This window comes from Burkholderia sp. SR8 (assembly GCF_052851275.1).
This window is the reverse complement of record NZ_JAULUC010000009.1, coordinates 160,664-184,558: the sequence shown is the minus strand read 5'-3', so window position 1 is coordinate 184,558 and position 23,895 is coordinate 160,664. Positions and strand designations below refer to the sequence as shown.

The following is a 23,895-nucleotide window of genomic DNA, read 5'->3' as shown; positions in this document are numbered from 1 at the left end:
TACATGCGCACGCTTCCCGAATCCCTGAACGACGGACTCACGATGCAGCCTCTTTCCGACGAAGCGCCGCTGGCCCTGTTCGAATCGGTTCACAGCGAGACGGCCGTCGCGTCCGGCGACCTGACGCTCGCCGTGCGGACCTGGGGCGACCCGGCCCGCTCGCCGGTCGTGCTGGTGCACGGCTATCCCGACGACAGCAGCGTCTGGCAGCAGGTCGCGCCGCTGCTCGCGCGCAAGCACTACGTGTTCGCGTACGACGTGCGCGGCGCGGGCCTGTCGGGCGTGCCGAAGCGCACGGCCGACTATCACCTCGCGAAGCTGACCGACGATTTCATCGCGGTGATCGACACGCTGTGCCCGGGCCGCGCGGTGCACCTGATCGCGCACGACTGGGGCTCGATCCAGGGCTGGGAATTCGTCACCGATCCGCGGCTCGCCGGACGCATCGCGTCGTATACGTCGTGCTCGGGGCCGTGCCTCGACCACGTCGGCTTCTGGCTGCGCGAACGCGTGCTGCATCCGACGCCCGCGTCGCTCGCAAAGCTCGCCGGCCAGCTCGTGCGCTCGTGGTACGTGTACCTGTTCCATCTGCCGTTCATCCCCGAGCTGGGCTGGCGGCTGTGGCTCGGCCGCGCGTGGCCGCGCCTGCTGCGCCGGATCGAGAAGACGCCGGCCGCGCCGCGCGCGACGCAGGCCGACGACGGCGCGCACGGCGTGCGCCTCTATCGCGCGAACTTCATCCGCTGCCTGTTCGCGCCGCGCGAACGCTACGCGCACGCACCGGTGCAGACGATCGTGCCGCTCGGCGACAAGTACGTGAGCCCGGCGCTGTCGGAAAACCTGTCGCGCTGGGTGCCGCAGTACTACCGCCGCGAAGTGGCGGCCGGCCACTGGCTGCCGCTCGCCGATCCCGCGCGCTTCGCGGGCCTCGCCGAACAGTTGATCGATGCGGTCGAATCGGGCGACGAGCCGCCGGCGCTCGCGAACGCACGCCGCCGCGCCACCAGCGGCCGCTTCAGCGGCAAGGTCGCGGTCGTCACCGGCGCGGGCAGCGGCATCGGCCGCTGCGCGGCGCTCGCGTTCGCGCGCGAAGGCGCGACGATCGTCGCGTGCGACATCGATCTCGCGAGTGCCGAACGCACCGCGCTGCTGCTCGGGCTGACCGGCGCGACCGCGCATGCGAAACGCGTGGACGTCGGCTCGGCCGCCGACATGGAAGCGCTCGCCGCGTGGGTCGGCACCGAACTCGGCGGCGCGGACGTCGTGATCAACAACGCGGGCATCGGCATGGCCGGCGGCATTCTCGACACGAGCGAGCGGCACTGGGAGCGCATTCTCCACGTGAACCTGTGGGGCGTGATCCACGGGTCGCGACTGTTCGCGCAGCAGATGGCCGCGCGCGGCACCGGCGGCCACATCGTGAACACCGCGTCGGCGGCCGCGTTCGGGCCGTCGCGCGACCTGCCCGCTTACGCGACGACGAAGGCCGCCGTGCTGATGCTCAGCGAATGCATGCGCGCGGAACTCGCGGAGAAAGGCATCGGCGTGACGGCCGTGTGCCCGGGCTTCGCGGAAACCGGAATCATGGCGTCGACGCACTACGCGGGCGCGAACGCACAGGACGAAGCGCGGCTGCGCAAGCGCGCGACGAAGCTGTACCAGATGCGCGGCCTGAAACCGGAAACCGTCGCGCAGGCGATGGTCGACGGCGTGCTGCGCAACCGGCCCGTCGTCGCGGTGGGCACCGAGGCGCACGCACTGCGCTTCGTCGGCCGCTTCATGCCGTGGCTCGGCCGGATGATCGCGCGCGTGAGCATGGCGTCGCATTGACGGCGCAGGCCGCCGCACAGGAATGGAGACACAGATGACCGAAACCGCCGACTATCACAAGATCAAGGCCCGGCACGTGAAGTTCGACTTCAGCGACACGCCGGTCACGTGGGTGCCGAACGACCCGGGCAGCACGCACATCATCAACACGCTGAACCTGCTGTTTCCGGAAGGCGAGCTGTGGTTCTGCCGCGTGTACAACAAGGCGCTGCCGCACATCACGGATGCGCGCCTGCGCGACGAGGCCGAAGGCTTCCTGCGCCAGGAAGCCGTGCATTCGCGCTCGCACGGCGGCGTGCTCAAGCATTACTACGACCGGCACGGGATCGACACGAAGCCGTTCACGCAGAAGCTGAACTGGCTGTTCACGCGCGTGCTCGGCGAAGCGCCGTTCGGGCTGAAGATCGGCCACACGCGCTTCTGGCTGCGCCAGCAGCTCGCGGTGATCGCATCGCTCGAGCATTTCTTCGGCTATCTCGGCAACTGGGTGCTCAACGCGCACGGGCTCGACGAAGGCCGGGCCGACCCGACGATGGTCGACCTGCTGCGCTGGCACGGCGCGGAGGAAGTCGAGCACCGGACGGTCGCATTCGACATCTACAACCACATGGGCGGCCGCTACCTGGAGCGCTGTGTGCACATGGCGTTCGTGATCGTGCTGCTGCTGTACTTCATCACGAGCGGCGCACGGTTCATGTACCGGCGCGATCCGTCCGCCGGCCGCTACCCCGGTTTCGTGCTCTCGTGGTGGAAGGGATCGCGGCGCGGTCATCTGCCGTCGTTCTGGAAGGTGATCGGCGCGGCGCTGCGCTATTTCAGGCCCGGCTATACGCCGCATCACGAAGGCTCGACGGAGCAGGCGCTCGCGTATCTGGCGCGCTCGCCGGCCGCGCAGGCGGCCGCGCACGGCGGCAACTGGGGCACGTCGAAAGGCGCGTGACCGGGTTCGCCATCGCGTTCGCCACCGGGTTCGCGACGGCCTCGGCGGGCGGCGCCCGCCGAAATGCGTACAATCGCGGCTTCATTTCCCGGAGGTGCCGCGATGGCCATGAAGAAAACCGATCTAGAAAAGAACAAGGCGCTCAAGCTGACGCACGCGATGAAGCAGTCCAGCTCCGCGCGCTTCGGCAAGGGCGCGGACGAAGCGGCGAAGCTCGATCGCCGCGCGCAGCGCAAGCTCGACCAGGAACAGGGCCTCGTGCCGTTCGCGTGCAAGCTCAACGCCGAACTCGTCGAACAGCTGAAGGCGCGTGCCGCCACCCACCCGAACGGGATGACGGGCCTGCTGTCCGAACTGCTCGTGAACGGGCTCGCACAGCGCGACGCGTGAACGCCACGTATCTCGAAAATAGTCGTTGACAACGCCGCACGACATCGACAAACTCGTTCGCATGCCTACGTTCAAGCTCATCGCCATCGCGAATCATTGCCCGATGAACATTCGAAAGAATGGATCACGGGAGGCGCTTGTGCGTTAGCATCCGAGCAGTACCGCATGTCACACAAGGCCTCACCGGAAACGGATGAGGCCTTTTTGTTCTGGTGCGCGTCATCCGTCCGGTTCAACGAATGGAGAAGACGATGGACCAGGCAAGCCCGTTGTTCGACCGCCCCGATTCGCGCCGCGCCGGCGCGATCGCATCGATCGCCTCGATCGCATTACCGACCGTCGTGATCCGCTTCGCGGTCGCGCCGCGCACGACGCTGACCTGGCGTGCGCCGAGCGATGCGGAGATTCGCGCGCATGGCGCGCCGCTGTGGATCACGCGTCCGCCGAGCGTCGACGACTACTGGGTCCAGCCCGGCGACGTGCTGCGCATCGCGCGCGGCGACCGGATCTGGCTCGGCACCGACGACGACCGGCCGGCCGAAGCGTCGATCACGACCGCGTACGTGCGGCGCGGCGAACGGCTCAGACGCACGCTCGCGCAAGTGCAACGTTTGCTCGTCGGTCGATGGCGAAGAAGGGATTGACGATGCGCGACTTCCGCGCGCAACGGGACACCGGAACGCGTGGAATCACCGCATCCGGAAACGGACGCACCTGCGGCGCCGCGCGTCGCAGGTGCGCGTCGAATGACGCGACACGCCGATGCGTGCCGCGCGCGATCGCGCGCCGTGCGCAGCTTTCACACGCATCGTGTGCATCAGGTGCTGGCGGCGAGACGCGGGCCCGTGCTGCGGGGAGTGGAATCGAGGTCGGGGCGTTGCGCCGTCTGCGAGGTCACCCACGGGTCGATGCCTTGCTTCTGCACCTCCTCGAGAAATGACACCCGTGTACGCCAGTAATCCGCCTGTAATTTCGCATCGATGACGCGCTGTTCGGCTGCGAACAGTTCCATGCGCGCCGTCACGAGCATCGACGCAGCGGTTTTTTCCGGCGTGGGGGCGTGCCGCATCGCCCAGCGGCTGATCCAGTTCAACATGCTGACCTCCGTGATGACGGGCGAACCCGCATCGGGCAATCGCAACCGGTCGCGTCCTGCCCGAATGCGCCGCGACCGTCACCGCACTTCACCGCCTGGCCTGCACGGACTGCGACTCCCCCGCGTCGGCAACAACCGGCCGGCGTGTGTGCGCGGTGTATCTATCCTAGAAACACTTGCCGGTTTACGCGATGACGTCTTGCAATCTTTTACACAGAAACCACAGTTGGCCCCGCATCGCAAAATGATGGTTGCGGACGGGACGGCTTCGGAGGAGGATAGCCCGATATCTGGGATCGGCTGGACTGACGAATGTCCGCCGCACGCCGCCGCGCACCCGCGCCGGCCGCGTGCGCGCGTTCGCACATGCGTTGCCTGGCATCCGGTCCGAACCCGTCCTGTACCGCTTCCCGCGCCCGTCCTGCATGCGGATGCGCCGTGCAGTCGCATCGCTTGCATGTCTTCGCGCGGCAGCTGCGTGCGCGGCGTGCGCGATGCCGTTGCGTGCGCATCGGCCGGCCCGGTCCGCCGCGTCATCGAAACGTTTCCATCGCCGCTTCCGTCGTTTGCCTGCCCGCTTCGTCCGAACCGGTAAAATGCGCGCCTTCGTCGCGCGCCGGCCTGTCCGGCCGTTCGCGCGAACGCGCCGATCGTGCCTCGCGACTATATCGTCAGAGCTATCCGCGCTATTACAATCCGCCGATAGCGTGGCAATAGTGGCTGGTTACAGTAGGCCGGCCTCGCGCTGCCCTTACAACAATTCGGCCCGAACAACAAGCAACACGACAACCCGACCGGAGAAACGCCTTCATGGAATCCATCAAGCGGTATTTCGGCTTCGCTGAAGCCGGCACCGACTTCCGCACCGAAATACTCGCGGGCGTCACCACGTTCCTGACGATGGCCTACATCATCTTCGTCAACCCCGCGATCCTCGGCGACGCCGGCATGCCGAAGGAATCCGTGTTCGTCGCGACCTGCCTCGTCGCGGCGCTGGCGTCGCTGATCATGGGGCTGTACGCGAACTACCCGATCGCATGCGCGCCCGGCATGGGCCTGAACGCATATTTCGCGTACACCGTCGTCAAGGGGATGGGCTTCACGTGGCAGGCCGCGCTCGGTGCGGTGTTCATCTCGGGCTGCCTGTTCCTGCTCGTCACGCTGTTCCGCGTGCGCGAGGCGATCGTCAACGGCATCCCGAAATCGCTGCGCATCTCGATCACCGCCGGCATCGGCCTGTTCCTCGGCATCATCTCGCTGAAGACGTCCGGCGTGATCGTCGGCAACCCGGCCACGCTCGTCACGCTCGGCGACCTGCACAAGCACGACACGATCCTCGCGATCATCGGCTTCTTCACGATCGTCACGCTCGACCACCTGCGCGTGCGCGGCGCGATCCTGATCGGCATCATCGGCGTCACGATCCTGTCGTTCTTCTTCGGCGACAACCAGTTCCACGGCGTGTTCTCCGCGCCGCCGTCGATCGACGCGACGCTGTTCAAGCTCGACATCGGCGCCGCGCTGTCGACCGGCATCATCAACGTGATCCTGGTGTTCTTCCTGGTGGAGCTGTTCGATGCGACCGGCACGCTGATGGGCGTCGCGAACCGCGCGGGCCTGCTCGTCGAAGGCAAGATGAACCGCCTGAACAAGGCGCTGCTCGCCGACAGCACGGCGATCGTCGCGGGCTCGGTGCTCGGCACGTCGTCGACCACCGCGTATATCGAAAGCGCGTCGGGCGTGCAGGCCGGCGGCCGCACGGGCGTGACGGCGATCACCGTCGCGGTGCTGTTCCTCGCGTGCCTGTTCATCGCGCCGCTCGCCGGCGTCGTGCCGGCCTATGCGACGGCTCCTGCGCTGCTGTACGTGTCGTGCCTGATGCTGCGCGAGATGGTCGACGTGCCGTGGGACGACGCGACCGAAGCCGTGCCGGCCGCGCTGACCGCGCTGCTGATGCCGTTCACGTACTCGATCGCGAACGGTGTCGCGTTCGGCTTCATCGCGTACGGCGGTCTGAAGCTGCTGACGGGCCAGGGCCGCACGGTGAAGCCGATCGTATGGATCATCGCGGCCGTGTTCCTGTTCCGCTTCTTCTACCTCGGCAGCGAGTGACGCACGCGCGTCGGTGCAAGGCACGATGACAAAACGCCACCTTCGGGTGGCGTTTTCGTTTGCGCGAACGCGTGGCGCGCGATGCGTCGGCGGTGCCCGCCGTAAATGATGCGGGCTCCGAATCGAATCGCTCGGCCTGCGGGATGCACATGGATTCCGGCAATGGCCGGCGAGATCGGGGAACGCCGATCACGAGAATGAATACGCGAACATCCGGCGCGGGCCGCGCGTACTCGCCGCTCGATGCATCGGGCGTGCCGATACGACACGGGCGCCGGTATCCGGCGCCCGCTCCGTCGCTGCCGGTCGTCCGGTTCAGCGCCAGTTCGCCTCGTAGAAGCGCACGTAGCCGCTGCGCAGCGTCACGCATTGCGCGCGCGTCTCGGACAACAGCCGCCGCGCGGCCGCCTCGATGCGCTCGCGGTGCTGATCGTACGCACCGACCATGTCCTCGAAGCGCGGCGATGCCGCACCGAAATGGTCCTCCAGCGCCTCGGCGGTAATCTGACATTGGACGCGCTCGCCATTGACCAGCGCCGTAAATCCAAGCATCAGGTCGCGCCCCGAATATTCGGGTTTTTCATTCGTGAAATGAATCTGCATGGGAGCCGCCTATCGTCCGGTAGAAAGCAAATGACCGCGTCCGTCGTCCGCTACCGGCCGGACGAAAATGTACGCGGGCTCGCCGTCAGAGGCACGATCCACGGGGGTATGGCGCGGACAATGCATGCCGGTTGCATTCCACTTTAGACGGTTTCGCGCAGGAGGCAAATTTTGCGATATGCGTCGTTCCGACGCGCATTTTCGTCAGACCAGCGCGACTCCGGCACCGTTTGCCGGGCGGCGTCAGTGAGGATCGGTGGGCCAGATGTTCAGCGCGATCGCGGCGGTCGTGGCGCCCACCGCAATCGCGGCCGCCCCGTACTGCACCGCGTTGGTCAGATCGAACAGCAGACCGTGGATCGCCACGGCGATGCCGCCCAGCATGATGAAGGTGGCGATGGCCGCCAGCACGACTCTCAGTTCCGTCCGAACCATGATGCGTCTCCCGAACGGATGCATGTCGCGTCGCATGCATGTTGCGATGCGGAACACGGCGCGTGCGTGCTCCATTTCCATGATTGCAGGCGGGCGCTTAAAAGCAAGGGGTTTTTGTACGCGGTCGCGCAACGCGCGCGGCGCTTGTATGATGAGGCGATATCGATGGCGGCGGCCCGCGTGGCGGATGGTGCGGTGCACAGTGGGCGGACCGCGAAGCATGGGGCCCCAGTAAGCGCTAAAGCGCTAACTGGGGCCGACAGGAGACAAGACATGCCTCAATCTTTCGTGCTGCCCGCCACCGCGGGCCGCACCGACCTGCTCGCGCAGGCGCATGCCCGTTCGACCGCGGTCGGCCTGCGCGCAAACGAGCGCCCGGATTTCTCGCCGCTGTCGCGACTCGCGCTGCGCGAACTGCTCGACACGAACCACGCACTGTTCGCGCACGCCCGCCCGGTGATGGAGAACCTGCACGCGCAAATCGCCGACACCCAAAGCCTCGTGCTGCTCACCGATGCCGACGGCGTGATCCTGCACAGCATCGGCGACGCAGACTTCATCGAAAAAGCAAATCGCGTCGCACTGTGCACCGGCGTGTCGTGGGCCGAAGGCGCACGCGGCACCAATGCGATCGGCACCGCGCTCGCATCGGGCCAGGCCGTCGCCGTGCACGGCGCCGAACACTTCCTGCGCGCGAACCATATCCTCACGTGCTCGTGCGCGCCGATCATCGATCCGTTCGGCCGCACGCTCGGCACGCTCGACGTGAGCGGCGATCCGCGCGGCTTCAGTCCCCATACGCTCGCACTGGTGCGGATGTCCGCGCAACTGATCGAGAACCACCTGTTCGCGAACCAGTGCGCGGAAGCGCTGCGGCTGCGCTTTCACGCGCACGAGGACTGCGTCGACTCGCTGTTCGCCGGCCTCGTCGCATTCGGCCCCGACGGCGGACTGATCGCCGCGAACCGCAGCGCGCAATTCCAGCTCGGCGCGACCTTCGATGCACTGCAGCACCAGAGCTGCGACGCGCTGTTCGGCATGCACTTCGGCCAGTTGGCGCAGCACGCGGCGCGCGCGGCCGGCGCACCGTTCCAGCTCACGCTGTCGACCGGCGTGCGCGTGCTCGCCCGCGGCGAATTCGCCGACGCGCACAAGACGACCGTCGCCGTCACGCCGCCCGCCCCCGCTGCCGCGCGCACGCGGGCGCCGGATCCCGACGCGATCACGTTCGCGACGCTCGACACCGGCGACGCGCGGATGGCCGCGGTGCTCGAACGCGTCGCGAAGATCCGCGGACGCGACCTGCCGCTGCTGATCCTCGGCCAGACCGGCACCGGCAAGGAATGGCTCGCGCGAGCGCTGCACCACGCGTCGCCGCGCGCGGACGGCCCGTTCGTCGCAGTCAACTGCGCGGCGCTGCCGGACTCGCTGATCGAAGCCGAACTGTTCGGCTACGAGGACGGCGCGTTCACCGGCGCCCGCAAGCGCGGCAGCCCCGGCAAGATCGTGCAGGCAGACGGCGGCACGCTGTTTCTCGACGAGATCGGCGACATGCCGCTCGCGCAACAGGTCCGGCTGATGCGCGTGCTGCAGGAGCGCGCGGTGATGCCGCTCGGCGGTGCACGCGCGGTGCCGGTCGACGTGCGCGTCGTCTGCGCGACGCACCGCGACCTGCGCGCGATGATCGCCGAAGGCACGTTCCGCGAAGACCTGTTCTACCGGATCAACGGGCTCGCGGTCACGCTGCCGGCGCTCGCCGCGCGCACCGACCTGCCCGTGCTGGTCGAGCGGATTCTCGCGCGGCTCGCGCGCAGCGAGCCGATGCCGGCGCGCGTCGCGGCCGACGTGCTCGACGCGTTCATGCGCCACCGCTGGCCCGGCAACCTGCGGCAAATGACCAACGTGCTGCGCACGGCCGGCATGCTCGCCGAAGACGAAGCCGAAATCACGCTCGCGCACCTGCCGGACGATTTCTGGCTCGACTGCGACGACGCGCCCGCGGCGCATGCCGCGCCCGCCACCACGCGCGAAGCGACGACGCTGCAGAGCCATCAGGCCGCGGTGATCGACGCGGTGCTCGCACGGCACGGCGGCAACGTGTCGGCCGCCGCGCGCGAGCTCGGGCTGGCGCGCAATACCGTGTACCGCTACCTGCGCCGGCACTGACGCCGTCGGCCGGCTGCCCGCCGGGCGCCGGCCGCTCGCACGTTCGGGTATGCTTGGCGCTTGCGTTGCCCTGCATCGTCGGCACTCCGCCGCCCGCTTCGACCCATGACCGATCCCGACCGCCCTCCTCTCGTGCGCATCGAGCCGCTCGGCGCGACGTTCGACGCGCCCGATTCGCTGACGCTGCTCGAGGCCGCCGCGTTCGCGCACGTCCGGCTGCCGCGCTCGTGTCGCAACGGCACGTGCCGCAGCTGCCTGTGCAGGATCGTCAGCGGCAGCGTACGCTACACGATCGAATGGCCGGGCCTCAGCCGCGACGAAAAGGCCGACGGCTATACGCTGCCGTGCGTGGCCGTCGCGACGTCCGATGTCGTGCTGGACGTGCCCGACGCGGAGATGATCGACTGAACGAGGCGCGCGGCCCGTGCGCCGTCCTGCAACGATGATGCCTGCCTGGAGAACGACATGACCCAGTCGACCGATCGCATCGAGAAACAAGCATTGCTCGCCGCGCCGCTCGCGCGCGTGTGGGAAGCCGTCAGCAACGCCGCGGAATTCGGCACCTGGTTCGGCGTGACTTTCGACGGCCCGTTCGTGGCTGGCCAGACGCTGTTCGGCCGCATCACGCCGACGCGCGTCGACGACGACGTCGCGAAGGCGCAGGAGCCCTATGCAGGCGCCGTGTTCGAAATCGTCGTCGACCGGATCGAGCCGCAGCAGCTGTTCTCGTTTCGCTGGCATCCGTTCGCGATCGATCCGAACTTCGACTATGCGTCCGAACCGATGACGCTCGTCACGTTCGGGCTCGCGGAAGCGAACGGCGGCACGCGGCTGACCGTCACCGAAACGGGTTTCGATCGGCTGATCGAAGCACGCCGTGCGACGGCGCGCGAGATGAACGATCAGGGCTGGGCCGCGCAGATGATGCTGATCGCGAAGTATCTGGCGAAGCACGCGTAAGCGCGCCGCGCCGCGCCGCGCCGTCCGGCCGACTCCGCACGTCATTCCCGGTATCCACGTGCCCGCATGCCCGCGCGGCGGGTGCGTGGCATAATCCGCTCCATCGTGATCCATACGCCGCCGCGCATCGCATGCTGAGTCGTCGTCTCCGGAAGCTGGTCAGTCTGATCGGGATGCTCGCCATCCTGATGACGACGCTCGCGCCGACGATCTCGCAGGCGCTGACGACGCAAGGCCGCGTCGACGCACTGCTTGCCGGTTACTGCACGGCCGGGCCGGTGGATACCGGCCACATCGGCGATGGCTCATCGAAGCGCCTGCAAGCCCATTTGCAGGCTTGCGGCTATTGCAATCTGCTCGCGCATACACCGGCCCTCCCCGCGCCCGAACTGACGTTCGCGGCCAGCATCCCCCCTCTCCAGCATCGCGAAGCGACCCGCTTCGAAAGCCTGCGCCGCGCGCTGCCGCTGACGGCCGCGCAACCGCGCGCGCCGCCGTTCGCGTCCTGATTCGTCGTCACAACGCGTGATGCCATCGCGCATCGCGTCGTCCGCACGCGCATGCGCGTGCCCGTCGTGCCACGTTTCGAAGGACGCTCATGTTCGACCGCATTGCTCGCGGCATCGTGCCGTGCGTGCGCTCGCCGGATTCCGGCGGCCGTACGCACGAGCGCGTGCGGCGACGCGTCGAACGCATCGTTCTCCTTGTCATCTCCAACCGGACTACTCGACCATGAAAACCACTTCCATTGTTCGCGGCGCACTCGTCGCACTCGGCTTCGTCGTCGCCCAGCTCGCTCATGCGCACGCGCATCCGAAAACCCTCGAGCCCGCGGCCGACGCGACGCTGTCGAGCGCGCCGCATGAGGTCACGATCGATTTCAGCGAAACGCTCGAACCTGCATTCAGCTCGCTTGCGGTCACCGACAGCCACGGCCAGTCCGTCGCCGACGGCAAATCGGCAGTCGACGCCGGCAACCGCAAGCGGATGCATGTCGCGCTGGCGAACCTCGCGGCCGGCACGTACACGGTCGCGTGGATCGCGGTGGCGACCGACGGCCATCGCACGCAGGGCCGCTACACGTTCACGGTGAAGTAACGCACACGATGCCCGCGCGGCGATCTTCGATACCCGACAAGGAAAGCACTCGATGAAACGTTCGATTCCGGCCAGCCTGCTGTTCACCATGCTCGCGCTGCAGGCGCCCGCCACCTTCGCCGCGTCGGCCGTACAGGCCGATGCATGCTGGATCCGCACGATGCCGGCGACGGTGCCGTCGTCCGGCTACTTCACGCTGAAAAACGGCGGCGACAAGGCCGCCACGCTGACCGGCATCGACACGCCCGCGTACGGGATGGCGATGATCCACGAAACGCAGACGGCCGGCAGCACCGCGAAGATGGTTCACGTCGACGCGGTCGACGTGCCCGCGCACGGCACGGTGACGTTCAGGCCGAAGCACTATCACGTGATGCTCGAGGATCCGCGCAAGCCGGTCGCGCCCGGCGCGAAGGTGCCGTTCACGCTGCATTTCGCCGACGGCTCGACGGTGTCCGTGACCTGCGACGCGAAGGCGCCGTCTTATACGGGCCAGTAGCGGCACAACGCCACGACCGACGGAGACGAACATGAGCAACGAACGCTTGCGACTGGCCCACCGGATCGTCCGCTACCGGACGCCGGTGAATCTCGCCGTGCTGATTGTCTGCGGATTGTGGGCGGCGTGGGTCGCGTGGATGACGCGGCCGTCCGCGATCGATTCGCCGGCGTCGATCGCCGCATACTGCTTGCGCGACACGCGTTGACGCGACGGGGCGGGGTGAGCCGCGCGCCGCCGTGGCATCATGCACGGATTCACCCCGACCGCAGAACCCGCCTTCCGGAGCGCCGCATGTCCGTTCAGACCTGGATGTTGTTTGCCGCAGCCTATCTCGCGACGACGCTGTCGCCGGGCCCGAACGTGCTGCTCGTGATCCGCAACACGGTGCGCTACGGCTCGCGCGGCACCGCCGCGACGATCGCCGGCAATCTCGTCGCGCAGGGCGTGGTCGTCATGCTGGTCGCGCTCGGCGTCGGCGCGGTGCTGGCCGCGATGCCGCCGCTGTTCATCGCGATGAAAGTCGTCGGCGCTGCGTATTTGATCATTCTGGGGATCCGGCAACTGCGCGGCGACCGCAATCGCCGCCCGGCTGACGGCGGCACGGCAATCGTCGAGCCCGATCGCAGCAAGCTGTTCCGCGAAGCGCTGTTCGTATCGGGCAGCAATCCGAAGACGATGATCTTCCTGTCGGCGTTCATGCCGCAGTTCATCACGCACGACCGCCCGCTCGCGATGCAGTTCATCGCGATGTACGCGACGATCGCGTGCACCGTCGTCGTGGTGCACAGCATCTATTCGTTCGGCGTGCGCCGGCTGCATCGCGGCTTCGGCGTCAGCCCGTGGGTACGTGCGGCCAAGCGCGCGAGCGGGCTGCTGTTCGTCGGGCTCGGGATCAAGCTGCTGACCGCACGACAGGCGTAAGCGGCGCATACGCGCCAGCGCCGCGACTCTGCCGGCGCCCACGCGCGAACCGGACCGTCAGTCCATCGCCGCGTCCAGCGCGACCATGATCTCGTCGAACGCCGGCCGCGCATCGATGTCCTCGTTCAAGCACGCAGCCGCCAGCGCGTCGAGCGCGTGCGCACCTGCCCCCGCCTGCGGCTCGCATCGCTCCAGCAACTCGCCGAGCAGATAACCGAACGCCCTGACCTCCAGCCGTTCGAACCGCGCCGCAAGCACGCGGTCGTTCGCGTCGTAGACCGACGCCGCGCCGAAATCGCCGAGCAGCGCGCCGCCCGCGCCGTCGTGCAGGATGTTGTGCGCGTACAGGTCGCCGTGCATGATGCCGCGCGCATGCAGATGCGCGGCCACCGACGCGATGCCGTGCGCGATCCGCGCCGCGTCGGCCGGCGCGAATCGCGCGTCGGCCGCATACACGTCGCGCGTGCAGGACGCGAAGCTCGGCGGCCCGGCGAGGTTCGTCAGCGCCGGATCGACCCGTTCCATCACGAGGCCGTGCGTGCCGTCCGGATGACCGCGCACCTTGCCGATCACCGGAATCATGTTCGGGTGGCGGCCGGCGTGCAGGCACGCGGCCATTTCGCAGTCGGGCAGCCCGTCGCTCGTCACCGCGCCCTTGAACAGCTTCACCGCGACCGCTCGCGGCGCGTGACCGTCCGCGCGCCACTGCGCGCGGTAGATCACGCCCGATGCGCCTTCGCCGAGCTTCTGCTCGCAGGCGAGCGATGCCCAGTCGATGTTCGCGACGCCCGGCTCGGCCGATGCCGCGGCCTGCTGCGCAGCGCCGAACGGATTGCCGGCGGTTGCGAGCCACGCGAGGCGCGGCAGGCGCAACAGCCAGTCCGGCAGCGCGTCGAGCCGGTTCGCCGCCAGACGCACCAGTTCGAGCGCGCGGCACGCGGCCATTTCGGCCGGCAGCGCACGCAGCCGGTTGCCGGCGAGCATCAGCTTCTGCAAGCGCGAGCACTCGCCGATCCCGGCCGGCAGTTCGTCGATCTCGTTGTCGGTCAGGATCAGCCAGCGCAGCGCGCGCGGCAGCGAACCGCGCGGCACCGTGCGGATCCGGTTCGCCTTGAAGCCGATCATGTCCAGCTGCGCGCACGTGCCGAGCACTTGCGGAAATTCGGTGAAGCGGTTGCCGGACGCGAACAGGATCCGCAGCCGATGCAGCCGCGACAGGTCGTCCGGCAGCGCGGACAGCGCATTGCCGGACAGGTCGAGCACTTCGAGCGTGTCCGCCAGGCCGAAGATCTCGCGCGGAAATTCGGTCAGCCCGCACGCGAGCTTCAGTTGCCGGGCGCCCGCCAGCTGGCCGGCCCGCAGTTGTTCGAGAGTGGTCGTCACGGGGAGAAAACGGGTTCCGGTTGCGATGTTCGTCGGATCGATCCGGCGAATTTTACCGGGATCGTCGTCCGCGGCCGCGCAACGCTGTCATACCCCCTTCACAAACGCGCAATGTGACGCTAGAATTGCGGCCCTTGCAGTACCGAAGCAGTCCCGAAGTGCCGACGTGGTGAAATTGGTAGACACGCTATCTTGAGGGGGTAGTGGCGAAAGCTGTGCGAGTTCGAGTCTCGCCGTCGGCACCAGATACGGTTTTCACCGTGTTTCGGACAGATGCAGAAAACCGCGACAGCGCAACGCTTCGCGGTTTTTTTTGTTTCCGGGGATCACGTACACGACCCGATTTCAATGCGGAACCGCCGGCACGAAAGCGAAACGCCCGCAGCCCCGGAGTCGATCCATCACCCGACCCACGACCGGATAGTCGCCCGCATCGCGCCGGCCGAGATCCCGTAACGCTCGTGCAGCGTCGGCAACGCACCCGCGGCGAGGTACGCATCGGGCAGCCCGATCTGCCGGAACGGCACGGCAACGCCGGCCGCCAGCAACGCGGTCGCCACCGCTTCGCCGAGCCCGCCGATCACCGTATGATTTTCGGCGACGATCACCATGCGCCCGCTGCGCGACGCCTCGCGCACGATGGTCGCCGTGTCGAGCGGCTTGATCGTCGGTACGTGCAGCACGGCGGCATCGATGCGGTCGGCTTCGAGCGCCTTCGCGACCTCGAGCGAACGCATCGTCAGGATCCCGGACGAGATCAGCAGCACGTCGTTGCCGTCGCGCAGCAGCTTCGCCTTGCCGAGTTCGAAACGGTAATCGTATTCGTCGAGCACGGCCGGCACGTTGCCGCGCAGCAGGCGTGCATACACGGGGCCCTTGTGCGTGGCAATGGCAGGAACCATCTGCTCGATGTCCAGCGCGTCGCACGGATCGATCACCGTCATGTTCGGCATCGCGCGCATCAGCGCCAGATCTTCCGCCGCCTGATGGCTCGGCCCGTAACCGGTCGTAAGACCCGGCAGCGCGCACACCAGCTTCACATCGAGGTTGTCCTCGGCGATCGCCTGATGGATGAAGTCGTACGAGCGGCGCGTCGCGAACACCGCATAGGTCGTGACGAACGGCTGCGCCCCTTCGTGCGCGAACCCCGCGGCCGCCCCCATCAGCAGCTGCTCGGCCATCCCCATCTGGTAGTAGCGCTCGGGAAATTCCTTCGCGAAGATGTGCAGGTCGGTGTACTTGCCGAGATCGGCGGTCATGCCGACCACGTTGCCGTTCGTGCGCGCGAGCTTCGCGAGTGCATGGCCGAACGGCGCGGCGCGCGTCGCCTGCCCGTCGGCCGCGATGGACGCGATCATCGCGGAGGTCTTCAGGCGCGGCTTGTTGTCGACGGTGCTCATGCGTGTCTCCCTGCTTCGAGTGCATCGAGCGCGAGCTTCCACTCGTGCGCGTCGACGCGAATGAAATGGCTCTTCTCGCGTGCTTCGAGGAACGGCACGCCGCACCCCATCTTGGTGTCGCAGACGATGATGCGCGGCTGCGGCGCGTCATGCCGGCGCGCATTGTCGAACGCGCGCTTCACTGCGTCGATGTCGTTGCCGTCCACGCGTTGCGTATACCAGCCGAACGCGTCCAGCTTGTCGACCAGCGGCTCGAACGCCATGATCTGCGTCGACGGACCGTCGGCCTGCTGGTTGTTCACGTCGACGATCGCGATCAGGTTGTCGAGCTTCCAGTGCGCGGCCGACATCAGCCCTTCCCAGATCGCCCCTTCGTCGAGTTCGCCGTCCGAGAACAGCGTATAGACGAATGCGTCCGAGCCGTTGCGCTTGAGACCGAGGCAGCGGCCGACCGCGATCGTCAGCCCCTGCCCGAGCGAGCCGCCGGACATCTCCATCCCCGGCGTGTAGCTCGCCATCCCGGACATCGGCAGGCGGCTGTCGTCGCTGCCATAGGTTTCGAGCTCGTCGGCCGGCAGGATGCCGGCTTCGAACAGCGCCGCATACAGCGCGATCGCATAGTGGCCGTTCGACAGCAGGAAGCGGTCGCGCCCTTCCCAGTCGGGATCGTCGGGGCGATAGCGCATTGCGCCGAAGTACGCGACGGCGAGCACGTCGGCGATGTCGAGCGCCTGGCCGACATAGCCCTGACCCTGGACTTCGCCCATCAGCACGGCGTTTCTGCGGATGCGGTATGCGCGCTCGGCGAGCGTGACCGCTTCATGGATCGTTTCGGTATCCATCGATTACTCCAGTATTGGATCGGAAGGCATGCAGGTCGAATCAGCGGTTCACGGATCGGGGCACGAGGAACACCAGCAGCGCGCCAACCGTGATCGCAACGGAGATGAACACGAGGCCGGCCGTCGACTTGCCGGTCAGGTCGTTCAGCCAGCCGACGATCGCCGGCGAGAAGAAGCCCGCGAGGTTCGCGACGCAGTTGACGGCGGCGATGCCCGCGGCGGCCGACATCCCGCCGAGCAGCGCCGTCGGCAGCGACCAGAACTGCGACGACGACGCGAGAATGCCGGCCGACGCGATGCTCAGGCACACGATCGATGCGCCGACGCTGCCGAGCATCGGCAACGTCGCGAAACCCGCCGCCGCGATCAGCATCGGCACCGCAAGATGGAAGCGGCGCTCGCGGCGGCGATCCGCGCTGATGCCGATCAGCGGCAGCGCGACGATTGCGCATGCATACGGAATCGCGGTGAACAGGCCGACCCACAGCGGATCGGCGACGCCGGCCTTGCGGATGATCGTCGGCAGCCAGAACGTGAGGCCGTACTGCCCGAGCACGACGCAGAAATAGATCGCGGCCATCAGCCACAGCCGGCGATCGGCCACGAATGCGCGAATCGACAGGTGGGCGGTCGTGTGCGCGGCATCGGCCGACACGTTGCGCGCGAGCAAGGCCTTTTCTGCATCGGTGAGCCATGTCGCGCGGTCGATGCCGTCGTCGAGATACAGCAGGATCGCGAAACCGAGCACGAACGAAGGCAGCGCTTCGAGCAGGAACAGCCACTTCCACCCGGCCATCGACATCGCGCCGTGCAGCGAATGCATGATCGCGCCCGACAGCGGCCCGCCGATGATCCCCGCGAGCGGAATCGCCATGAAGAACAGCGACAGCGCCTTCGCGCGCCGCGCCGACGGGAACCAGTACGTGAGATACAGGATGACGCCCGGCGCGAAGCCCGCTTCGGCGACGCCGAGCAGAAACCGCAGCACGTAGAACGCGGTGGGCGACTTCACGAACACGAAGCTCGCGGAAATCACGGCCCACGTCAGCATGATCCGCGCGAGCCAGCGGCGCGCGCCGACGCGATGCAGGATCAGGTTGCTTGGCACTTCGAACAGAAAGTAGCCGAGAAAGAAGATGCCTGCACCCATCCCGTACACGGTCTCGCTGAAGCGCAGGTCGCTGAGCATCTGCAGTTTCGCGAAGCCGACGTTGACGCGGTCCAGATAGGCACCGAGGTAGCACAACATCAGGAACGGGATCAGCCGGCGCGCGACCTTGGCGTAGGTGGCCGCTTCGAACGTCTGCGCATCGTCCCGTTGCAGCATCATCTCCGGCTGAACCGGCGATGCGGGGTACTTTGCTCTCATGTTTGTCTCCTGCCACGGCCCCGGGTTGTCCCGGGTGCATGATGGGCGGCGCCGCGCGTGTCGCGGCACCGTTGTCAGTGGATCAGCATCCCGCCATTGACGTCCAGCGTGATGCCCGTCAGGTAGCTCGACAGGTCGCTCAGCAGGAACAGGCACGCATTGGCCACATCGCCGGCATCGCCGAGGCGGCCGAGCGGAATCCCCTTGATGATGTCGTCGCGCATCGCGGGCGTCAGCTTGTCGCCGGTGATGTCGGTCTGGATCAGGCCCGGCGTGATCGAATTGATGCGGATGTGGTCCGCGCCGAATTCGCGCGCCATCGCTTTCGCCAGCCCGAGCACGCCCGCCTTCGCGGCGCTGTAGTGCGGGCCGCCGAAGATGCCGCCGCCGCGCTGCGCGGACACCGACGACATGCACACGATGCTGCCGCCGCGCTGTTCCTTCATCGCCGGGAGCACCGCTTGCGACATGTACAGCGTGCCGCGCAGGTTCACGTCGACGATCGCGTCGAAGTCGCGTCCGGAAATCTCCATCGTCCGCACCGGCTGCGTGATGCCGGCGTTGTTCACGAGGCCGTCGATGCGGCCGAAGCGCTCGAGCGTCGCGCGGGCTGCCGCCACGCACGCGTCGCGGTCGGTCACGTCGCACGCGAGCCCGAGATGGCCCGGGCCGAGGTCCGCGGCGGCGGCCTCCGCGTCTTCGCGACGCAGGTCGAGGATCGCCACGCGCGCGCCGTGGGCGGCCAGCGTGCGCGCCGTGGCCTTGCCGATACCGCGCGGCGATGCGGCGCCGGTCACGATGATGGTCTTCTGGTCGAGCAACATCGGTCGTCTCCTGTGTTGATGTGTGTGCAGAGTGTCGGCTCGCCGGACACCTGCATCAACGCGGAAACACTCAGCCATAGTTGAGAAAATTTCAGATGTCGCCGCGCGCTGCGGCGCGGCGTGCTGCAACGCAATATTGCGTGCGGGACGGATGCGCGGCGCTCAGCTCGCGCGGCCCTGCGTGGCCACCTCCCGCTCGATCCACGCGAGAAAGCGCTTCACGCGCGGCAGCTCCGCGTTCTGCCGCGGGTAAACGAGGTGATGCGCGCCGACTTCGACCGCATGAGTGTGATCGAACACCGGCACCAGCAGCCCTTCGCGAATCTTCACCGACGCGAGCATCAGGCTTTCGAGCGCGATGCCGAGCCCGAGCGCAGCCGTTTCGAGCGACATGTACGAGCGGTCGAACGAGAAGTCGAACGTCTTCTGCGCGGCAAGCGGTACGCCCGTCCGGCCGAACCACTGCTTCCACTGGACCAGCGGCGTTTCGGAATAGATCAGACGATGCGCGAGCAGGTCTTCCGGTGCGTGCACCGGATGCCGTTCGAGGTACTGCGGCGACGCGAGCGGCGCGATGAATTCGCCGCGCACGGTCTTCACCTCGAGGTTGTCCCAGTTGCCGTAGCCGTGACGGACGTCGATATCGTAGAAGCCGTTCGAGAACGACACGTTTTCGTAGGAGCACGCGAGGTTCAGCTGGATATCGCCGTTCGCCTCCTGAAACGACGACAGCCGCGGCAGCAGCCACATCAGCCCGAAGCTCGGGCTCGAATGCACGCGCAGGATATCGACCTCGGTGCGGCTCGACGCGCGCTCGGTCGCGCGGCTCAGGTCGGCGAGCGAGCCCGTGACGTCGGCCAGATAGCGTTCGCCGGTGGGCGTGAGGACGAGGCCGCGCCCCGAACGCTGGAACAGCGGCTGACCGATCTGCGATTCGAGGTTGCTGAGCTGGTGGCTCACGGCCGACGCGGTCAAGCCGAGCTCATCCGCCGCGCGATTGACGCTTTTGGTCCGGGCCACGCTTTCGAATGCGATGATCGCCTTGAGCGGTGGAATGCGCATGTTGGAATCCGTTGAAGAGAGCGGTTCGCCCGACAGGCCGGCCGCGATATCGGAACATCGTCCGCGCAGCGGCGTCCCGGTCGATCAGGCGTCAATTCTAGAGCGCCGGCCGGCAGCCGTCGCGAATGTGCGTGTCGCGCGCTGCAAAACGCACGATGGGGCCGCGCTTCCCAATGGATCGATATGCCGGTTCCACGCGCCGCCAAACGCGGATAACCTTTCGTTTCCGTATCGCCACCCAACCCGATCGAGAATCCGCAATGAAACCCGCAATCAGCGTGCTGACCCTCGGCGTCGACGATCTCGACGCCGCCGTGACGTTCTACCGCGACGGGCTCGGCTTGCCGACGCAAGGCATCGTCGGCACCGAGTTCGAGCACGGCGCGGTCGCCTTTTTCGACTTCCAGAGCGGACTGAAGCTCGCGCTGTTCGAGCGCGGCAACATCGCGCACGACGCGGGGCTGCCGTTGACGGCGCGCAGCGCGACCGAGTTCACGATCGGGCACAACGTATCGAGCGAGCGCGAAGTCGACGACGTGATGCGGCAGGCGCTCGCTGCCGGTGCGCGGCTGGTGAAGCCGGCCGGAGCGACGTTCTGGGGCGGTTATTCAGGGTACTTCCAGGATCCGGACGGACATCTGTGGGAGATCGTCTTCAATCCCGCGTTGATGCCGGGCGATTGACGCAGGCCGCGACGTTGCGCGACGCGCGGCTAGCCGTCACAGCACCGGCAACACCGCACGGATATGCTCGGCGAATGCGGCCGTCAGATGCGACGGCCGCTTGCGGTCGAACCGCAGCGTAATGCCCACCGCCGGCAGCGGCGGCAGCCCGCGATCGCCGGCGACGATCGCCAGATCGCCGGGCACCGCCGTTTGCGTCATCACCGCGAACGCCTGCCCCGAACGCACCAGCGCGATCAATCCCGCGAGGCTGCTGCTCGCATACGCGACGCGATAACCGCGCCCGGCGCGATCCAGCGCTTCGCACGCCGCGATGTGGTCGAGCGTATCGGGATCGGACAGCGCGAGCGGCAACGGATCGAACTGCGCGGCATCGAGCCCCGGATAGCCGATCCACACCAGTTGTTCGCGGCGGATGAAATCGTCGGTTGCGCCGTCGTCCGGCAACGAAATCATCGCGAGATCGACCGCCCGCTTGTCCAGTTGCTCGAGCAGCCGCGGCGTCGGCCCGCACACGACCTCGACGATCGCGTGCGGATGCTGGCTCGAGAACTGCCGCAGCAGCGCCGGCAGCCACACCTGCGCGTAATCGTCCGGACAGCCGAACCGGATGGTGCCCGACAACCCGGTCCCGCACAGATCGGCCATCGCCTCGTCGTGCTGCCGCAGGATGCGCTGCGCATGCACGAGCAGCCGCTCGCCGGGATGCGTGAGCACGACGCCGCGCCCGGTGCGCTGGAACAGCGGCTGGTCGACGACTTCCTCGAGCCGCCGCATCTGCTGGCTGAGCGCGGACTGCGTGCGGCCGACCCGCGCCGCCGCGCGGCTGAGCGCGCGCACTTCGGCGATGGCGACGAACGAGCGCAGCAGGTCGATGTCGAGCGAACGTGCCAAGGTATTAGCTCCTTTTCTACCTTGCATAAGAACTATTCGTTTCCATAAAACCAGACCGGCGCCTAGACTGCAAGCGATCCCTGCCCTTGCCCGGAGCATCCCGATGTCCCTGAACGACGACGCAACCTTCTGGCGCAACGCCAGGCAGCACCTGATCCGCTACGGCGGCACGTTCGAGCCGCTGATCGTCGAGCGCGCGCAAGGCAGCTTCGTCTACGATGCGGACGGCCGCGCGATCCTCGATTTCACGTCGGGACAGATGAGCGCGGTGCTCGGACACAGCCATCCGGAGATCGTCGCCGTCATCGGCGAATACGCGGGCAAGCTCGATCACCTGTTCAGCGGGATGCTGTCGCGCCCGGTCGTCGATCTCGCGACGCGGCTCGCCGACATCACGCCGCCGGGCCTCGATCGCGCATTGCTGCTGAGCACCGGCGCGGAATCGAACGAGGCGGCGATCCGGATGGCAAAGCTCGTCACCGGCAAGTACGAGATCGTCGGCTTCGCGCAGTCGTGGCACGGGATGACGGGTGCGGCGGCGTCCGCCACGTATAGCGCCGGCCGCAAGGGAGTCGGCCCGGCCGCCGTCGGCTCGTTCGCGATTCCGGCGCCGTTCACGTACCGGCCGCGCTTCGAGCGCAACGGCAGCTACGACTATCTCGCCGAGCTCGACTACGCATTCGACCTGATCGACCGCCAGTCGAGCGGCAACCTCGCCGCGTTCATCGCGGAGCCGATCCTCAGCTCGGGCGGCATCATCGAATTGCCGCAAGGCTACATGGCGGCGCTCAAGCGCAAGTGCGAAGAACGCGGGATGCTCCTCATCCTCGACGAAGCGCAGACGGGCGTCGGCCGCACCGGCACGATGTTCGCGTGCCAGCGCGACGGCGTGACGCCCGACATTCTTACGCTGTCGAAGACGCTCGGCGCGGGGCTGCCGCTCGCGGCGGTCGTCACGTCCGCGCAGATCGAGGAACGCGCACACGAGCTCGGCTACCTGTTCTATACGACGCACGTGTCGGACCCGCTGCCGGCCGCGGTCGGCCTGCGCGTGCTCGACGTCGTGCAGCGCGACGGCCTCGTGCAGCGCGCGAACGCGATGGGCGAGCGCCTGCGGCGCGGGTTGCTCGACCTGATGGAGCGTTTCGACTGCATCGGCGACGTGCGCGGACGCGGGCTGCTGCTCGGCGTCGAGATCGTCAAGGATCGGCGGACGAAGGAACCGGCGGACGGGCTCGGCGCGAAGATCACGCGCGAGTGCATGAACCTCGGGCTCAGCATGAACATCGTGCAGTTGCCCGGGATGGGCGGCGTGTTCCGGATCGCGCCGCCGCTGACGGTCAGCGAAGCGGAAATCGAACTCGGGCTGTCGCTGCTGGAGCAGGCGCTGAAGCGCGCGCTGTAGCGCCGCCGCCCGCCGATGCCGCACGGCGCACGGACGATCTGCGTACACTATCCGGCAGGCAAGGACGGGCGATGAGGCAAGCGATGGCGACTGCGGCACACGACCACGGCACGAACCAGCACTGGCTGGTCGCGCGCCGCGATCCGGAAACGGGGATCGAAAGCCTGCGCGCGCATTTCAGCGGCCATGCGTACGACCCTCACGATCACGACGACATGCTGATCGGCTTCACGGAGCAAGGCGTGCAGCGTTTCCAGTGCCATCGGTCGCTGCATACGAGCGTGCCGGGCCGCGCGATCCTGATCGAGCCCGGCGCGATGCACGACGGTCATGCGCCGGAAGCCGGCGGCTTCACGTATTCGATGCTGTACCTGCCGCAGGCATGGGTCGAGCGTGCGGCGCGCCGCGTGAATCTTCCCGGCCTGGGCGGTGTCGAAGCCGCGTTCGGCCATACGCTCGTCGACGATCGCAGCCTCGTCGATGCAATCCGCCACGCATTTCTCGCGATCCACGGCAACGAAGGCAAGCTCGCGCGCGACCAGACGCTCGACCGTCTGCTCACGCGGCTCGGCGATCAGGTGCGCAAGTCGCTGTCGGGCAGCGTCGGCGCCGGCGACGTACCGCCCGCGATTGCCCGCGTGCGCGACCTGCTGCACGCGCGGATGGACGGCAATCCCGGTCTCGACGAACTCGCCGAACTGGCCGGCATCGACCGTTTTCGGCTCACGCGGCTGTTCCAGCGCGCATATGGCACGTCGCCGCACGCGTATCTCGTACGCTTGCGCCTGCGCGCCGCGCGGCGGCTGCTCGCGGCCGGCCGCACGCCGGCGCAGGCCGCTGCGGACGTCGGTTTCGCCGACCAGAGCCACCTCGGCCGCTGGTTCCGTCGCGCGTACCGGATGACGCCGGCCGCGTATCGGCGGATGTGCACGAACGTTCCAGACTGATCGCACCCGGTATCCGATCATCAGTGCTTCAAC

The 23,895-nt window shown here is 67.6% G+C and carries 26 protein-coding genes and 1 tRNA gene; 17 read left to right on the top strand and 10 right to left on the bottom strand.

Features of this window, described 5'->3' with window-relative positions; all coding sequences use genetic code 11:
• The first annotated feature begins 42 nt into the window (after positions 1-42).
• The 4 genes from Q3A80_RS14555 (at position 43) to Q3A80_RS14540 (ending at position 3,804) form a co-directional block, all read left to right on the top strand.
• On the top strand, positions 43-1,830 hold the full coding sequence (locus Q3A80_RS14555; protein WP_446329664.1) for an SDR family oxidoreductase: 1,788 nt from the start codon (positions 43-45) through the stop codon (positions 1,828-1,830).
• Between the two features lie 34 nt (positions 1,831-1,864).
• Entirely contained in the window at positions 1,865-2,770 is a 906-nt protein-coding gene (locus tag Q3A80_RS14550) for a metal-dependent hydrolase (RefSeq protein ID WP_446329663.1), read from the top strand.
• A gap of 102 nt (positions 2,771-2,872) precedes the next feature.
• The gene (locus tag Q3A80_RS14545) at positions 2,873-3,160 is read left to right on the top strand and encodes a hypothetical protein (RefSeq protein ID WP_175921700.1); all 288 of its coding nucleotides are present in this window, start codon (positions 2,873-2,875) and stop codon (positions 3,158-3,160) included.
• Positions 3,161-3,411: 251 nt separating this feature from the next.
• A complete protein-coding gene (locus tag Q3A80_RS14540) occupies positions 3,412-3,804 on the top strand; it encodes a DUF2917 domain-containing protein (protein ID WP_446329662.1) in 393 nt (130 codons plus the stop codon).
• A 173-nt stretch (positions 3,805-3,977) separates the two neighbouring features.
• On the opposite strand, the gene Q3A80_RS14535 is transcribed toward Q3A80_RS14540, so the two are convergent.
• Positions 3,978-4,256, bottom strand: coding sequence for a hypothetical protein (locus tag Q3A80_RS14535; RefSeq protein WP_446329661.1), 279 nt, complete (start codon positions 4,254-4,256; stop codon positions 3,978-3,980).
• 810 nt (positions 4,257-5,066) lie between these two features.
• Here Q3A80_RS14535 and Q3A80_RS14530 point away from each other — a divergent pair.
• The gene (locus Q3A80_RS14530) at positions 5,067-6,368 is read left to right on the top strand and encodes an NCS2 family permease (protein ID WP_446329660.1); all 1,302 of its coding nucleotides are present in this window, start codon (positions 5,067-5,069) and stop codon (positions 6,366-6,368) included.
• 315 nt (positions 6,369-6,683) lie between these two features.
• Here Q3A80_RS14530 and Q3A80_RS14525 read toward each other — a convergent pair whose 3' ends face one another.
• Entirely contained in the window at positions 6,684-6,971 is a 288-nt protein-coding gene (locus Q3A80_RS14525) for a DUF1488 domain-containing protein (protein ID WP_014898618.1), read from the bottom strand.
• A gap of 243 nt (positions 6,972-7,214) precedes the next feature.
• Positions 7,215-7,487 carry a DUF2964 family protein gene (locus Q3A80_RS14520; RefSeq protein ID WP_446329723.1) on the bottom strand — a complete coding sequence of 91 codons (273 nt, stop codon included), beginning with the start codon at positions 7,485-7,487 and terminating at the stop codon, positions 7,215-7,217.
• 192 nt (positions 7,488-7,679) lie between these two features.
• On the opposite strand from Q3A80_RS14520, the gene Q3A80_RS14515 reads away from it, so the two are divergent.
• The 8 genes from Q3A80_RS14515 (at position 7,680) to Q3A80_RS14480 (ending at position 13,053) form a co-directional block, all read left to right on the top strand.
• Entirely contained in the window at positions 7,680-9,572 is a 1,893-nt protein-coding gene (locus Q3A80_RS14515; protein ID WP_446329659.1) for a sigma-54-dependent Fis family transcriptional regulator, read from the top strand.
• A 105-nt stretch (positions 9,573-9,677) separates the two neighbouring features.
• Complete coding sequence (locus Q3A80_RS14510) at positions 9,678-9,980, top strand: 2Fe-2S iron-sulfur cluster-binding protein (RefSeq protein WP_446329658.1); 303 nt, start codon at positions 9,678-9,680, stop codon at positions 9,978-9,980.
• Between the two features lie 57 nt (positions 9,981-10,037).
• Complete coding sequence (locus Q3A80_RS14505) at positions 10,038-10,532, top strand: SRPBCC family protein (RefSeq protein ID WP_446329657.1); 495 nt, start codon at positions 10,038-10,040, stop codon at positions 10,530-10,532.
• Positions 10,533-10,663: 131 nt separating this feature from the next.
• The gene (locus Q3A80_RS14500) at positions 10,664-11,041 is read left to right on the top strand and encodes a DUF2946 domain-containing protein (RefSeq protein WP_446329656.1); all 378 of its coding nucleotides are present in this window, start codon (positions 10,664-10,666) and stop codon (positions 11,039-11,041) included.
• Positions 11,042-11,264: 223 nt separating this feature from the next.
• Entirely contained in the window at positions 11,265-11,630 is a 366-nt protein-coding gene (gene copC, locus Q3A80_RS14495; protein ID WP_446329655.1) for a copper homeostasis periplasmic binding protein CopC, read from the top strand.
• A 52-nt stretch (positions 11,631-11,682) separates the two neighbouring features.
• A complete protein-coding gene (locus Q3A80_RS14490; RefSeq protein WP_446329654.1) occupies positions 11,683-12,129 on the top strand; it encodes a copper chaperone PCu(A)C in 447 nt (148 codons plus the stop codon).
• 31 nt (positions 12,130-12,160) lie between these two features.
• A complete protein-coding gene (locus Q3A80_RS14485; RefSeq protein ID WP_446329653.1) occupies positions 12,161-12,337 on the top strand; it encodes a hypothetical protein in 177 nt (58 codons plus the stop codon).
• Positions 12,338-12,423: 86 nt separating this feature from the next.
• Positions 12,424-13,053 (top strand): LysE family translocator, encoded by a 630-nt coding sequence (locus tag Q3A80_RS14480; protein ID WP_446329652.1) that lies wholly within the window; start codon positions 12,424-12,426, stop codon positions 13,051-13,053.
• 57 nt (positions 13,054-13,110) lie between these two features.
• Here the strand turns inward: Q3A80_RS14480 and Q3A80_RS14475 are convergent, their stop codons facing one another.
• Positions 13,111-14,436 carry a leucine-rich repeat-containing protein kinase family protein gene (locus Q3A80_RS14475; RefSeq protein WP_446329651.1) on the bottom strand — a complete coding sequence of 442 codons (1,326 nt, stop codon included), beginning with the start codon at positions 14,434-14,436 and terminating at the stop codon, positions 13,111-13,113.
• A 160-nt stretch (positions 14,437-14,596) separates the two neighbouring features.
• On the opposite strand from Q3A80_RS14475, the gene Q3A80_RS14470 reads away from it, so the two are divergent.
• Positions 14,597-14,681, top strand: a tRNA-Leu gene (locus Q3A80_RS14470).
• Positions 14,682-14,837: 156 nt separating this feature from the next.
• On the opposite strand, the gene Q3A80_RS14465 is transcribed toward Q3A80_RS14470, so the two are convergent.
• The 5 genes from Q3A80_RS14465 to Q3A80_RS14445 all read right to left on the bottom strand — a co-directional run bounded on the left by Q3A80_RS14465 (position 14,838) and on the right by Q3A80_RS14445 (position 19,933).
• Positions 14,838-15,836 (bottom strand): transketolase family protein, encoded by a 999-nt coding sequence (locus Q3A80_RS14465; RefSeq protein WP_446329650.1) that lies wholly within the window; start codon positions 15,834-15,836, stop codon positions 14,838-14,840.
• Positions 15,833-16,678, bottom strand: a complete 846-nt coding sequence (locus Q3A80_RS14460) for a transketolase (protein ID WP_446329649.1) — start codon at positions 16,676-16,678, stop codon at positions 15,833-15,835. The genes Q3A80_RS14465 and Q3A80_RS14460 overlap by 4 nt, the downstream gene beginning before the upstream one ends.
• Before the next feature lie 40 nt (positions 16,679-16,718).
• On the bottom strand, positions 16,719-18,047 hold the full coding sequence (locus Q3A80_RS14455; RefSeq protein ID WP_446329648.1) for an MFS transporter: 1,329 nt from the start codon (positions 18,045-18,047) through the stop codon (positions 16,719-16,721).
• Positions 18,048-18,121: 74 nt separating this feature from the next.
• Entirely contained in the window at positions 18,122-18,871 is a 750-nt protein-coding gene (locus Q3A80_RS14450) for an SDR family NAD(P)-dependent oxidoreductase (protein ID WP_446329647.1), read from the bottom strand.
• Between the two features lie 162 nt (positions 18,872-19,033).
• On the bottom strand, positions 19,034-19,933 hold the full coding sequence (locus tag Q3A80_RS14445) for a LysR substrate-binding domain-containing protein (RefSeq protein ID WP_446329646.1): 900 nt from the start codon (positions 19,931-19,933) through the stop codon (positions 19,034-19,036).
• 260 nt (positions 19,934-20,193) lie between these two features.
• Between Q3A80_RS14445 and Q3A80_RS14440 the strand changes: the two genes are divergently transcribed.
• Positions 20,194-20,616 carry a VOC family protein gene (locus Q3A80_RS14440; protein ID WP_446329645.1) on the top strand — a complete coding sequence of 141 codons (423 nt, stop codon included), beginning with the start codon at positions 20,194-20,196 and terminating at the stop codon, positions 20,614-20,616.
• Positions 20,617-20,652: 36 nt separating this feature from the next.
• On the opposite strand, the gene Q3A80_RS14435 is transcribed toward Q3A80_RS14440, so the two are convergent.
• Positions 20,653-21,537 carry a LysR family transcriptional regulator gene (locus tag Q3A80_RS14435; RefSeq protein WP_446329644.1) on the bottom strand — a complete coding sequence of 295 codons (885 nt, stop codon included), beginning with the start codon at positions 21,535-21,537 and terminating at the stop codon, positions 20,653-20,655.
• A 76-nt stretch (positions 21,538-21,613) separates the two neighbouring features.
• Here Q3A80_RS14435 and Q3A80_RS14430 point away from each other — a divergent pair, with 76 nt between their 5' ends.
• A complete protein-coding gene (locus Q3A80_RS14430; protein ID WP_446329643.1) occupies positions 21,614-22,915 on the top strand; it encodes an aspartate aminotransferase family protein in 1,302 nt (433 codons plus the stop codon).
• Positions 22,916-22,998: 83 nt separating this feature from the next.
• Complete coding sequence (locus Q3A80_RS14425) at positions 22,999-23,862, top strand: AraC family transcriptional regulator (protein ID WP_446329642.1); 864 nt, start codon at positions 22,999-23,001, stop codon at positions 23,860-23,862.
• Positions 23,863-23,895: the final 33 nt, after the last annotated feature.